13 protein-coding genes are annotated in these 11350 nt (G+C 63.4%); 4 read left to right on the top strand and 9 right to left on the bottom strand.

The genetic code is table 11. From position 1 onward, the window contains the following. Window positions 1-106: 106 nt before the first annotated feature. From CKO25_RS14710 to CKO25_RS14730, 5 genes are all read right to left on the bottom strand, one after another. Window positions 107-529: a DsrE family protein gene (locus tag CKO25_RS14710; RefSeq protein ID WP_200388707.1), complete on the bottom strand. Its 423-nt coding sequence runs from the start codon at window positions 527-529 to the stop codon at window positions 107-109. A 161-nt stretch (window positions 530-690) separates the two neighbouring features. After that, complete coding sequence (locus CKO25_RS14715) at window positions 691-2109, bottom strand: PhoH family protein (protein WP_200388708.1); 1419 nt, start codon at window positions 2107-2109, stop codon at window positions 691-693. Between the two features lie 143 nt (window positions 2110-2252). Continuing rightward, window positions 2253-2726, bottom strand: coding sequence for a peroxiredoxin (locus tag CKO25_RS14720; protein WP_200388709.1), 474 nt, complete (start codon window positions 2724-2726; stop codon window positions 2253-2255). A gap of 150 nt (window positions 2727-2876) precedes the next feature. After that, window positions 2877-3422, bottom strand: coding sequence for a glycine cleavage system transcriptional repressor (locus CKO25_RS14725; protein WP_200388710.1), 546 nt, complete (start codon window positions 3420-3422; stop codon window positions 2877-2879). Between the two features lie 137 nt (window positions 3423-3559). Further along, complete coding sequence (locus tag CKO25_RS14730) at window positions 3560-4132, bottom strand: FmdB family zinc ribbon protein (protein ID WP_200388711.1); 573 nt, start codon at window positions 4130-4132, stop codon at window positions 3560-3562. Window positions 4133-4449: 317 nt separating this feature from the next. Here CKO25_RS14730 and CKO25_RS14735 point away from each other — a divergent pair, with 317 nt between their 5' ends. Together CKO25_RS14735 and arsJ are read left to right on the top strand one after the other, a co-directional pair. Continuing rightward, window positions 4450-5469 (top strand): ArsJ-associated glyceraldehyde-3-phosphate dehydrogenase, encoded by a 1020-nt coding sequence (locus CKO25_RS14735; RefSeq protein WP_200388712.1) that lies wholly within the window; start codon window positions 4450-4452, stop codon window positions 5467-5469. An 8-nt stretch (window positions 5470-5477) separates the two neighbouring features. Continuing rightward, window positions 5478-6746 carry an organoarsenical effux MFS transporter ArsJ gene (gene arsJ / locus CKO25_RS14740; protein WP_200388713.1) on the top strand — a complete coding sequence of 423 codons (1269 nt, stop codon included), beginning with the start codon at window positions 5478-5480 and terminating at the stop codon, window positions 6744-6746. Window positions 6747-6793: 47 nt separating this feature from the next. Here the strand turns inward: arsJ and CKO25_RS14745 are convergent, their stop codons facing one another. Beyond that, window positions 6794-7111 carry a BolA family protein gene (locus CKO25_RS14745; RefSeq protein WP_200388714.1) on the bottom strand — a complete coding sequence of 106 codons (318 nt, stop codon included), beginning with the start codon at window positions 7109-7111 and terminating at the stop codon, window positions 6794-6796. 215 nt (window positions 7112-7326) lie between these two features. On the opposite strand from CKO25_RS14745, the gene CKO25_RS14750 reads away from it, so the two are divergent. Both CKO25_RS14750 and CKO25_RS14755 read left to right on the top strand, forming a co-directional pair. After that, entirely contained in the window at window positions 7327-7689 is a 363-nt protein-coding gene (locus CKO25_RS14750) for a DUF433 domain-containing protein (RefSeq protein WP_200388715.1), read from the top strand. Next, window positions 7679-7828 carry a DUF5615 family PIN-like protein gene (locus CKO25_RS14755; protein ID WP_200388716.1) on the top strand — a complete coding sequence of 50 codons (150 nt, stop codon included), beginning with the start codon at window positions 7679-7681 and terminating at the stop codon, window positions 7826-7828. Before CKO25_RS14750 ends, CKO25_RS14755 begins: the two co-directional genes overlap by 11 nt. Window positions 7829-7869: 41 nt before the next feature. On the opposite strand, the gene CKO25_RS14760 is transcribed toward CKO25_RS14755, so the two are convergent. The 3 genes from CKO25_RS14760 to CKO25_RS14770 all read right to left on the bottom strand — a co-directional run bounded on the left by CKO25_RS14760 (window position 7870) and on the right by CKO25_RS14770 (window position 11350). Then, window positions 7870-8427, bottom strand: a complete 558-nt coding sequence (locus tag CKO25_RS14760; RefSeq protein WP_200388717.1) for an ankyrin repeat domain-containing protein — start codon at window positions 8425-8427, stop codon at window positions 7870-7872. A 159-nt stretch (window positions 8428-8586) separates the two neighbouring features. Then, a complete protein-coding gene (gene trkA / locus CKO25_RS14765; RefSeq protein WP_200388718.1) occupies window positions 8587-9960 on the bottom strand; it encodes a Trk system potassium transporter TrkA in 1374 nt (457 codons plus the stop codon). Window positions 9961-9979: 19 nt separating this feature from the next. Then, window positions 9980-11350, bottom strand: coding sequence for a sigma-54-dependent transcriptional regulator (locus CKO25_RS14770; RefSeq protein ID WP_200388719.1), 1371 nt, complete (start codon window positions 11348-11350; stop codon window positions 9980-9982).

Consider the following 11350-nt stretch of genomic DNA (forward strand, 5'->3'; position numbering starts at 1 on the left):
GGGTAGGGGGTAGGGTGGGTCGCGAGTGGGTTTGGTCTGCTGGGGTGTGGGAGTTCTGGAGGGTTGGTTGGGACGACGTGTCGTCGCCCCGCAGTTGGGTTCGCGGTTAGGGTCGCAGATAGACGTAGCCGTCGCGCTGCAATTGGCCGATGCGGGCGACGCCGCCTTGGCTGACTTCGACGAAGCCGGGCAGTAGATCATCGATCTCCATGTTGTAGATCTGGAGTGTGTTGCCGCACATCTCGAAGGCGACGCCCTGTTCGAGTAGCGCGGCGACTCCGGAGCGCACGCGATCGGTGGCCTCGATCTCATCGAGGGCACTGACGGCCGGGCCATGGGCGACGAGCACCATGTTGACGTGCTCGGGGCCGCCGAGGCCATCGATATGGTTCTGCATGTTGTTGAGCACGAAGGCGGCGCGCTCGGGCTCCGAGAGATGGTAGACGACGTCGATGGGCTCCGCCGTGGAGGCCAGGGCGGTTGCGCCGAGGCTCAAGGAGAACAGGATGGCGAACGGGTTGACTGGCATGATGTGATCCTCGCTTTGGGTTCGGGTGTCCAGCATCGAGGTGCTGGCTTCTTGGCTTCTTGGCTTCTTGGCTTCGTGGTCGCGTCACGTCCCAGCGTCTTCGCTGGTGGGGTTCGTGCTGTCCGGCTCGGGACGTCAGACGGTCCCGAGCCGTGCGCGTCTCACAGTTCTTGCGATGCGAAATCCGCAAGCCGTGAGCGCTCGCCACGCAGCAGGGTGATGTGCCCGCTGTGTGGCCAGTTCTTGAACCGATCCACCACATAGGTCAAGCCGGAGGTCGTCTCGGTCAAGTAGGGGGTGTCGATCTGGCTGATATTGCCGAGACAGACGAACTTCGTGCCCGGTCCGGAGCGTGTGATGAGGGTCTTCATCTGTTTCGCCGTGAGGTTCTGTGCCTCATCGAGAATGATGTACTTGTTGAGGAAGGTGCGCCCGCGCATGAAGTTCAACGATGAGATGCGGATGCGGTTGCGGATCAGATCATTGGTCGCGGCGCGGGCCCATTCGCCCCCATCCGGCTTGGTGAGCACCTCGAGGTTGTCCATCAGCGCCCCCATCCAGGGCGTCATTTTTTCCTCTTCGGTGCCGGGCAGGAAGCCGATGTCCTCGCCGACCGGGACCGTCACGCGGGTCATGATGATCTCGCGATAGAGATTGCGGTCGAGCACCTGAGCAAGCCCGGCCGCGAGCGCGAGCAGCGTCTTGCCGGTCCCGGCGGCCCCGAGCAGGGTCACGAAATCCAGCTCTGGATCCATCAGCATGTTGAGGGCGAAATTCTGCTCGCGATTGCGGGCGCTGATCCCCCAGACCCCATTGCGGGCGGGTCGATAGTCGTCGACCAATTCGATGATGGCTTCGGTCTCGGTCTGCTTCTCCCGCACGATCGCCTCAAAGGCGCCGTCCTCACCGAGAAAGACGCATTGGGCTGGATACCAGTCGGCGATGTCGGGTCCCTCGATCCGATAGAGGGTGCGACCTTCCTCCTTCCAGGCATCGAGTGACTTGTCGTGGTGGCTCCAGAAGTCCTCCGGCAATTCCTGCATGCCGGTGTAGAGCAGGGTGACATCGTCGAGCACCTGATCGTTGGAATAGTCCTCGGCCGGGATCCCGAGCACCGCCGCCTTGATGCGCAGGTTGATGTCCTTGGAGACCAGGATCACCTGGCGGTCGGGACGCCGCTCGCGCAGGGCTTGCGCGGTGCCGAGGATGTGGTTGTCCGAGACGGTGCCGGGCAGGGAGGGCGGCAGCTTCAGATCGAGTGTCTCGGTCTGGAAGTAGAGCCGACCGGTGGAGGGCAACTGGATGCCCCCGCCGCTTGCCGAGATGGGGCCGATGCGCAGCCCCGCATCGATCTCGGACTTATCCGCGCCGGTCATGAGTTGATCGAGGAAGCGGCTGACCTGGCGCACATTGCGCGCCACCTCCGAGAGGCCCTTCTTTCCGTGGTCGAGTTCCTCGAGCACCATCATGGGTAAGAAGATGTCGTGCTCTTGGAAGCGAAAAATCGCCGTCGGATCGTGCATCAGCACGTTGGTATCCAGGACGAAGAGGCAGGTTTGGTCGTTTTGGCGCGTGATCATCCGCACTCCTGACAGTGGTGATGCCGAGCGAGTCACGCCGTCCCTGGGCGGCCTCGAGAGCGCGGGGAGGTGGGTGTCAGGGTGCCGGTGTCCGAGCGTGGTGGCGCACGCGACACCGGGCTGACCCGCAATGGTGGCACCACTCAGCCGGTCGCGAGCGCGCGTGCCGCGCTCAAGACCTCGGCTACGTGATCCTTGACCTTCACCCCACGCCATTGCGCGCGCAACACCCCCTCGGCATCGATCAGGAAGGTGCTGCGCTCGACTCCGAGGCTTTCTTTACCATACATCTTCTTGAGCTTGATGACGTCAAAGGCTTGGCACAAGGCCTCATCGGTGTCGGATACGAGATCGAACGGGAAGGCCTGCTTGGTCTTGAAGTTCTCCTGCGCCTTCACGCCATCGCGCGAGGCACCCAGGATTTGGGTGTGCGCGGCGGCGAACTCCGCGGCGGCATCGCGAAAATCCTGGCCTTCCTGTGTGCAGCCGGGGGTGCTGGCCTTGGGATAGAAGTAGAGCACGAGATGTTGTCCCCGGTAGTCGGAGAGTTTCACCGTCTTGCCGCCGGTGACGGGGAGTTCAAGATCTGGAATGGGTTCGCCGATTGCGACGCTCATGATGGGGCCTCCAAGGTCGAGTCTAGGATCGAGGATCGTTCTGCTTGGATCGATTTGGAGGCGAGTGCGGGCGATTCATAGCCGTTGATGAGCCGGCAGCCGTTGGGTTGCCCCGTCCGTCTCCCGGCCTGGGCCCATGACCAGGGACGACTAGCCCTTGATGGGTTCGAGCACGGCGTCGAGGTTCAGGCCGTCGCAGTAGTCCATGAACTCCTCGCGCAGTCCGGCGATGTGCATATCGGCGGGGATGCCTACGGTCATGTGGACCGAGAACATGGTGGTGCCGGTATGCGCGGCGGCATAGGTCGAGGTCGCCATGTCCTCGATATTGATCTTGCGATCGGAGAAGAAGCCGGCGAGGTTGTTGACGATGCCGGGATGATCCATCGACACCACATCGACGGCATAGGGCAGCAGCGGGCGTCCGGTGGCGCGCTCGCCCGTGCGCTTGGAGATGATCGTCATGCCGAGTTGGCGCTCGAGTTCGGGCAGGGCATTTTCGATCTTGGCCAGCGTGTTCCACTTGCCTTCGACCAAAAGGATCGCCGCGAACTCGCCACCGAGCACGGTCATGCGGCTGTCCTCGATATTGCAGCCATGCTCGAGCACCGTCTTGGAGATCTGATTCACAATCCCCGGTTGGTCCTCGCCCAATGCCGAAATCACCAGGAAGGTCTTCTGTTTGCTTTTTTCCATGCCAGCGAATCGCGCCTTGTGATGAGCCAACCTGAGTGTAGCATGCGTGCTCGCGCGACTGCAGTGGGCCGGGACGCTCGGCCATCCAAAGTCGAAGCGGCTGCCAGCCGTTTGAACCGACTCGGTGGGCGTTCGCCTCAGGCGTCATCCGCACGCGCGGGCCGTTCATCCGCCGTGGACGCCGGCTGGAGCGGGTACCAGGTGTCGTCGCGCGCCGCGGGCAGGAGGTCACGACGCAGTTGCTTCAAGGCCTCGGCGGTCTTGCCGGTTCCGCCCGCGCCGAACGGGTTCTCCTGATCGAGCACGTCACCGAGTTCGGCATCGATCTGATCCGGGTCCTCGCCGGCCTCCATGCGACGGATCGCCTCGGCCATGCCATCGCCGAGTTTCAACCCGGTGCTTTCGAACAGCTTGCGCATGGTCTTCGCCGCTTGTTTGGGGTCGTCCTGATCGAGATGCTCCAACTCTCCCGCCAGCGAGGCGAAGGCGTTCATCAACTTCGTCTCGTCGAACCCAGGCGGCAGACCATCCTCATCCGTTGCTTCCGTGTCCGCTGCGCCTCCCCGTCGGATCGCGAACAGGCTCGCCTGACGGTCGAGTTGCGGGCGCTGGCAGCGCGGGCAGGACGGTTGCGTGACGGTATCGACCCGCCGCGAGAAGAAGTTGAAGATGGCATGACAGTCGGGACAATAAAATTCGTAGACAGGCATCTTGTCGTCTCCAGGCACGGCTTCGGGGAGATTCTACACCCGATATCGGATGCTGCGGTTGGCTCACCTCGACCCTGGATCCAGGGGTTGCCAATGCCCTGCGTCCACGCCAAGGATCTTGACTGGCGGTGTTGCTGGAGGCGGCTAGTGAGACGTCTTCACGGTGGCCTTCGAGGCTGTGGAGCGATCGACCTCGGTGGTCGTTCCCGGTAGCGCTTGTCATCAAAGCTTCACTAGTTGATCTGATCAACCAGATATAGACTGTCGGGCCGGGTGAATGAGGAACCGATGTCCGACTCGAGGTCGGGGGAGCGCAGATGAGTATTCGTGTTGGGATCAACGGCTTTGGACGGATGGGCAGGCTCAGCCTGCGCGCCGCGTGGGACCGGAGTGAGCGCGCCGAGCGGTTGGTGTTCACGCACGTCAATGAGATCGCCTGTGATGCGGCGGGGTCGGCGCATCTGTTGCAGTTCGACTCGGTGCACGGGCGCTGGGGGCATGAGTGTGCCGGTGCCGGGGAGCGGATGCGGGTCGATGGGGAAAGCATCGGCTACAGCCGTCACGCCGGGATCGACGACACCGATTGGTCGGACTGTCAGATCGTCATCGAGGCCACGGGTAAGCATCACAAGACCCCGGAACGGCTCCAGGCCTACTTTGCGCAGGGGGTCGAGAAGGTGGTGGTCGCCGCGCCCACCGCTGGGGCCCTGGATCTTGTCTATGGCGTCAATCACGATCGCTATGATCCGACGCGGCATCATCTGGTCACGGCCGCCTCCTGTACCACCAACTGTCTGGCCCCGGTGGTGAAGGTCATGCACGAGCAGGTTGGCATCCGGCATGGCTCGATGACGACGATCCATAACATCACCAACACCCAACGGATCGTCGACCTAGGGCACAAGGATCTGCGCCGCGCGCGGGCCTGTGGTGAGTCCTTGATCCCGACGACGACGGGTTCGGCGAAGGCCATCACCAAGATCTTCCCGGAGTTGACCGGCAAGTTGAACGGCCACGCCGTGCGTGTCCCGCTGCTGAATGCCTCGCTGACCGATTTCGTCTTCGAGGCGGCGCGCGCGGTGACGGCCGAGGAGATCAATGCCTGTTTCAAGGCGGCGGCCGCGGGCGAGCTCAAGGGTATCCTGGGGTATGAGGAACGCCCCCTGGTGTCGGTGGATTATCGCGATGATCCGCGCTCGTCCATCATCGATGCCCTCTCGACCATGGTTGTTGCCGACACCCAGGTGAAAATCTATGCCTGGTACGACAATGAATGGGGCTATGTGAATCGCCTGATCGACATCGTCGAGATGCTCGCCCGCTCGCTCGAGCGCTGACCGTCCAGATGAACGCGGCCGCACGCAATTATCTGACCGTCACCGGCGGTTACTGGGCCTTCACCATCACCGATGGGGCGATCCGGATGCTGGTGGTGCTCTATTTCCACCAGCTTGGTTATTCGCCCTTCGAGGTGGCGATGCTGTTCCTCTTCTACGAGGTGTTCGGCATCGTCACCAACCTGGTGGGAGGCTGGCTCGGTGCCCGCATTGGTCTGAATCTGACCATGCATCTGGGCATGGGGCTGCAGATCATCGCCCTGCTGATGCTGACCGTTCCCGATGTCTGGCTGACGGTGGTCTATGTGATGGCCGCGCAGGCGCTCTCGGGCATCGCCAAGGATCTGAACAAGATGTCGGCGAAGGCGACGGTGAAGACGCTCACGCGCGCGGACGGGGCGGGGGAGGATCATTCCAAGCTGTTCAAATATGTGGCGATCCTGACCGGCTCGAAGAACGCGCTCAAGGGCGCCGGGTTCTTCGTCGGCGCCCTGCTGTTGCAGGTGGTGGGCTTCCGGGGGGCGCTGCTGGCGCTGGCGGGTCTGCTGCTGGTGGTGCTGATCGTCACCGCCTGGCTGCTGCCCTCCGGGGTGGGCAAGATGAAGCAGAAGGCGACGTTCACCCAGGTCTTCTCCAACACCCCCGAGATCAACTGGCTCGCGGCCGCGCGCTTTTTTCTGTTCGGGGCGCGCGATGTCTGGTTCGTCGTCGCGCTGCCGGTGTTTCTCTACTCGGTCCTGGGCTGGTCCTACACGCAGGTGGGCAGTTTCCTGGCGCTGTGGGTGATCGGCTATGGCCTGGTCCAGGCGCTCGCGCCACGGTTGGCGCGCCGGCGCCAGCGGGAGGCGGGCCGAGGGCCGGGTGGCGCGAGCGCGCGTCGTTGGGCGCTGGTGTTGATGCTGATTCCGGCCGGTATCGCGCTGGCGTTGATCGAAGGGCCGGCGCTGGGGTGGACCCCGGGCCCGATCCTGATCGTTGGCCTGATCCTCTTCGGCATCGCCTTCGCCATCAACTCGGCGGTGCATTCCTACCTGGTGCTGGCCTACTCCGACTTCGAGAAGGTCTCGATGACCGTCGGCTTCTATTACATGGCCAACGCGGGCGGGCGCTTGCTCGGGACGGTGTTCTCCGGGCTCATCTATCAGACGCAGGGACTCGAAGGCTGTCTCTGGTGGTCGAGCGGGTTCGTGCTGGCGGCTTATCTGCTGTCGCTGCGACTGCCGGAGGTGAGCGGATCGCCGCCGTTGGGTGCGGCCCCCGTGCGCGACGGCGGCTGACGCGGATCGTCAGCCCACTGGGGTCGGGTTGCCGGCGCGGTGCGGACTCAGCCCGCCTTGGAACCACCGAGACAGGGTGGTGAGTCCGGGATGGTGCCGCCCTTGGCGAACCACTCCTCGGGTGTCCAGGTATGGAGCGCCAAGGCATGCAGACCGGCTGAGAATTCGTCGTGCAGAATCTGATTGAGGCGGCGGTGACGGGCAATGAGGGATTGGTCCTGGAAGGATTCGCTGACCACCAGCACCTTAAAGTGTGATTCGGCCCCGGCGGGCACCGCGTGCATGTGGCTTTCGTCGACGACCTCCAGGTGTAGGGGGGCGCATTGGGTGTGCAGGGTTGTTTCGATCCGGTCTTTGCGGCTCATCTCAAGAGGTCTCATGTGGGCGGCCCGCGGGGGGCGGATGAGTCTGATTTAGGGTTGCGGTGGCCGGCACGCAAGTCCGATGGCGTCTCGATGGAGCGACGGACGTGAGGGTCTCGGCGCGTGCGTGAACAGGACGCGCGTGAGTTGACGGCCGCTTGGCGGATAGTCCGTTCGCTGCCACACTGTCGGCGCCATCCTGCACGAGGTGTCAAACGATGACTCCAGCAATGACCCAGCTTGCGCTTGAGCGGGAATCCCCACCACTGTATCAGGACGCGCGCGGGATCATCCGCGTCGGGGAAACCCGAGTGACCTTGGACAATGTCATCAGGCTCTTTGAGCAAGGCGCAACCGCCGAGGAGATCGCCATGCGGTTCGATGTCCTGGATCTCCACGACATTTACGCGACCCTGGGGTATTACCTCGGTCATCGCCAGCAGGTGCAAGCCTATCTGTACCGCCAGGAGCAACACGCGCTGGCGGCGCGGCGCGAGGCCGAGTCGCGATCACCCACCACCGAGATCCGCGAGCGCTTGAACCGCCAGCGGACACGTGATGATGCTCCGCTTGCTGGCTGATGAAAACCTCGACGGGAACATCGTGCGCGGCCTCCTGAGGCGTGTGCAGGGTGTCGATGTCGTTCGGGTGCAGGACGTTGGGCTGTCCGGTGCCGATGACCCGGCGGGCTTGCCATCCGATGCGATCTTGTTGGGCTGAAGCCCGACCCACTCTTGGGATGCGGTTTCCTGGAAATCGCCCTAGGCGCCTGAGGGCGAGAGGCGTTCGGCGAGTGTCTCGTGGCCGGCGGCGCGCGCGTGCTCGGCAGGTGTGAGCCCATCGAAGTCCTTGAGGGTGCGGTCGGCTCCCTGTTGCAGTAGCAGCTCGACGGTCTCGACATGGCCCTTGCCGGCGGCCCAGCCGAGCGCCGTCCATCCCTTGGTGGCCTCTTGATGATCGATCATGGCGCCGTGCTCAAGGAGGGTCGCGACGATGGCGGCATGATTGTTCGACGCGGCCAACATCATGGCTGTGTAGCCGCCGTTGTCCTGGGCATCGATCGCGGCGCCGGCGTCGAGCAGACGCGCCACGACTGGTGCATGTCCTTGGAGCGCGGCCTTCATCAAGGGTGTCCAGTCGCAGCTGTCGCGGACATTGACCTGGGTATTGGGTTTCAGCAGCGCGTTTAAGGCCGTGAGATCACCGCGCTCAGCGATCTCGAGCAGGGCCTCAGTGTGTTCTTCCGAAGAACCAGAGGGTTGACAGGCGCTGAGCAGCAGAGTCAACACGGGAATAAGGAGCAGCAGGGTTTTGTTCATGATCCTGCATTGTCCGGTTGACTCGGATCCTTGCCAATGCGAATCAACAATCGTGCCGCGCGATCGGGGGTCCGCGGAGTACATCCGCTCGGGCGTGGACTGCCGCGGTTGGGTGAGGTCTTGGTGGCTGCGCGCTGGTCGAGGAGACGCTTGCGGCGGTCACAGGAAGGTCACGTCGACCTGGAACAGACGTTCGACCTCGGCGATGCGCGCCTTGTCCTGGAGGAAGAGGATGAGATGGTCCTCGGGCTCGATGACGGTGTCATGGTGCGCCATCAGTACCTGCTCGCCGCGCACGATGGCCCCGATGTTGGCCCCCTTGGGGAGGTTGATGCGCTCGATGCTGCGGCCGATGACCTTACTGGATTTGGCATCGCCGTGCGCGATCGCCTCAATGGCCTCTGCCGCCCCGCGTCGCAGCGAATGAACCATCACCACATCGCCGCGGCGGATGTGCTTGAGTAAGCTCCCGATGGTGGCCTGCTGCGGGGAGATGGCGATGTCGATGGCACCGGATTGCACCAGATCGACATAGGACGGGCGGTTGATCAGGGCCATGACCTTGTTTGCGCCAAGCCGTTTGGCCAGCATGGCGGAGAGGATGTTGGCCTCGTCGTCGTCGGTGACCGCGCAGAAGACATCCGTGTTCTCGATATTCTCTTCGCGCAATAGGTCGCGGTCCGCGGCATCGCCGTGCAGCACGATCGTCTTCTCAAGGTTCTCCGCGATCCGTTTGCAGCGGGCCAGATCACGCTCGATGATCTTGACCCGATAGCGCTGTTCCAAGGCGCCCGCGAGCCGGGTGCCGATGTTGCCTCCGCCGGCGAGGATGATGCGTTTGTAGGGGCGGTCGAGCCGTCTGAGTTCGCCCATGACGGCGCGGATGTGCTTGGGCGCGGCGACGAAGAAGATCTCATCATCGGCCTCGATCACGGTGTCGCCGCGGGGTTCGATCGCGCGGTCCTGGCGATAGATGGCCGCGACCCGCGCCTCCACATTGGGCATGTGGACGTTGAGCGTGCGGAGCTCGTGCCCTACCAGCATTCCACCATAATAGGCCCTGACCGCGACCAAACGGATGCGCCCACCGGCGAAATCCAGCACCTGGAGGGTTCCGGGATTCTCGATCAGGCGCAGGATGTAGTCCGTGACCAAGGCCTCGGGGCTGATCGGCACATCGATCGGGAGGGCATCGGTTCCGAACAGCTTGGGTTGGTCGAGAAAACTCTGCGCCCGCACCCGGGCGATCTTGGTCGGGGTATGAAAGAGGGTATAGGCGACCTGGCAGGCGACCATATTGGTCTCGTCGCTGTTGGTCACCGCGATGATCATATCGGCGTCCTCCGCGCCGGCGCGCTGCAGCACATCGGGATGGGCGCCGTGGCCGTCGATGGTGCGCAGGTCGAAGCGGTCCTGCAGTTCGCGCAGGAGTTCAGGATTGTGGTCGACGACGGTGATGTCGTTGGATTCGCTGACGAGGTTGGCCGCGACCGATGTGCCGACCTGCCCGGCGCCGAGGATGATGATCTTCATGGGATGGGCGCCATCGCCTTCAGCGCCGTTCCTTGATCTCGATGCCGAGCGATCTGAGCTTGCGATAGAGATGGGTGCGTTCCATGCCGGCCTCCTTCGCCATTTTGCTCACGTTGCCCACGTGCTTCTCGAGTTGATAGTCGAGATACGCCTTCTCGAATTGTTCACGAGCCTGGCGCAGCGGCTGATCGAACGACACCAGACCATCGAGGGGCTGTCCTAGGGAGGGCGGCGGGGCACCGAGTGCCATCTCGACTTCTTGCTGGCTGATCTCGTCGCCCGCGCCCAGGATCAGCACCCGCTGCACCAGGTTCTTCAACTCTCGAACATTGCCCGGCCAACTGTAGTTGCGCAGATAGTTCTGTGCGCCGACGCTGAAGCGTCGGTAGGGCAGGCGCTCGTGGGTGGCGAAATAATCCAAGTAGAAGTTCAGCAGGTCGGTGACGTCCTCGGCATGTTCGCGCAAGGGCGGGATGTTCAGTGGCACGACATTGAGATGGTAGAAGAGGTCCTCGCGAAAGCGCCCGGCGCGCACCTCGTCCTCGAGGTTGCGTTGGGACACGGCGACGATGCGCACGTCGATGCGCACCGGCTCGCTCCCGCCGACCCGAATGAATGACCCGGTATCGAGCGCGCCGAGGAGTTTCGCCTGCGCCTCCAATTCCATGTCGGCGACCTCATCGAGGAGCAGCGTGCCACCCGCGGCCTTTTCCAGACTGCCATAGTGGGTGTGCTCGCCGTCCTCGGTCCCGAACAGCTCACGCGCGGCATGACTGCCCGCGAGGGTCGAGACGCTGAGGTCCACGAAGGGGCGCTCGCGCCGCGCGCTTTGTGAGTGTAGATAGCGGGCGAAGGTCTCGCGTCCGCTGCCGGCCTCGCCGGTGATCAGCACCCAGGTGTCGTGTTGGGCGATGCGCTTGACCTGTTCGCGCAGCCGTTGCAGGGTCGCACTGCGCCCGACCGGCTCACTGACCTGAGGGGTGCGGCGACGCAGACCGATGTTCTCTTTCTGGAGTTTGTCTGCTTCCAGGGCGCGCTCGATGGTGAGCAGGAGCTTTGCCATCGACAGCGGTTTCTCAAGGAAATCGTAGGCGCCGAGTCGGGTCGCCTCCACCGCGGTCTCAACGGTACCATGTCCGGACATCATGATGACGGGGCAGGGGAGGCCGTCTTCCTCCTCCGACCACTCGCGCAGCAGGGTGATGCCATCGAGATCAGGCATCCAGATGTCGAGGAGGATGAGGTCGGGCCGGCGGTCACGCAGCGCGTGGCGCGCGGTCTCGCCGTTCTGCGCGCTGACGACGGTGTAGCCTTCATCCTCCAGGATCTCCTGGACCAGTCCTCTGATGTCAGGCTCGTCGTCGACCACCAAGACGTGTGTTGCGCTCAT

The organism is Thiocapsa imhoffii, from assembly GCF_016583985.1.
GTDB classification, from domain to species: domain Bacteria; phylum Pseudomonadota; class Gammaproteobacteria; order Chromatiales; family Chromatiaceae; genus Thiocapsa; species Thiocapsa imhoffii.

Excerpts from the sequence above, each read along its gene's own strand:
- CKO25_RS14715 (WP_200388708.1), bottom strand. The coding sequence starts at position 2,109 with ATGATCACGCGCCAAAACGACCAAACCTGCCTCTTCGTCCTGGATACC.
- CKO25_RS14730 (WP_200388711.1), bottom strand. The coding sequence starts at position 4,132 with ATGCCTGTCTACGAATTTTATTGTCCCGACTGTCATGCCATCTTCAAC.
- CKO25_RS14725 (WP_200388710.1), bottom strand. The coding sequence starts at position 3,422 with ATGGAAAAAAGCAAACAGAAGACCTTCCTGGTGATTTCGGCATTGGGC.
- CKO25_RS14735 (WP_200388712.1), top strand. The coding sequence starts at position 4,450 with ATGAGTATTCGTGTTGGGATCAACGGCTTTGGACGGATGGGCAGGCTC.
- CKO25_RS14720 (WP_200388709.1), bottom strand. The coding sequence starts at position 2,726 with ATGAGCGTCGCAATCGGCGAACCCATTCCAGATCTTGAACTCCCCGTC.
- CKO25_RS14770 (WP_200388719.1), bottom strand. The coding sequence starts at position 11,350 with ATGAGCGCAACACACGTCTTGGTGGTCGACGACGAGCCTGACATCAGA.
- trkA (WP_200388718.1), bottom strand. The coding sequence starts at position 9,960 with ATGAAGATCATCATCCTCGGCGCCGGGCAGGTCGGCACATCGGTCGCG.
- arsJ (WP_200388713.1), top strand. The coding sequence starts at position 5,478 with ATGAACGCGGCCGCACGCAATTATCTGACCGTCACCGGCGGTTACTGG.
- CKO25_RS14745 (WP_200388714.1), bottom strand. The coding sequence starts at position 7,111 with ATGAGCCGCAAAGACCGGATCGAAACAACCCTGCACACCCAATGCGCC.
- CKO25_RS14760 (WP_200388717.1), bottom strand. The coding sequence starts at position 8,427 with ATGAACAAAACCCTGCTGCTCCTTATTCCCGTGTTGACTCTGCTGCTC.
- CKO25_RS14710 (WP_200388707.1), bottom strand. The coding sequence starts at position 529 with ATGCCAGTCAACCCGTTCGCCATCCTGTTCTCCTTGAGCCTCGGCGCA.
- CKO25_RS14750 (WP_200388715.1), top strand. The coding sequence starts at position 7,327 with ATGACTCCAGCAATGACCCAGCTTGCGCTTGAGCGGGAATCCCCACCA.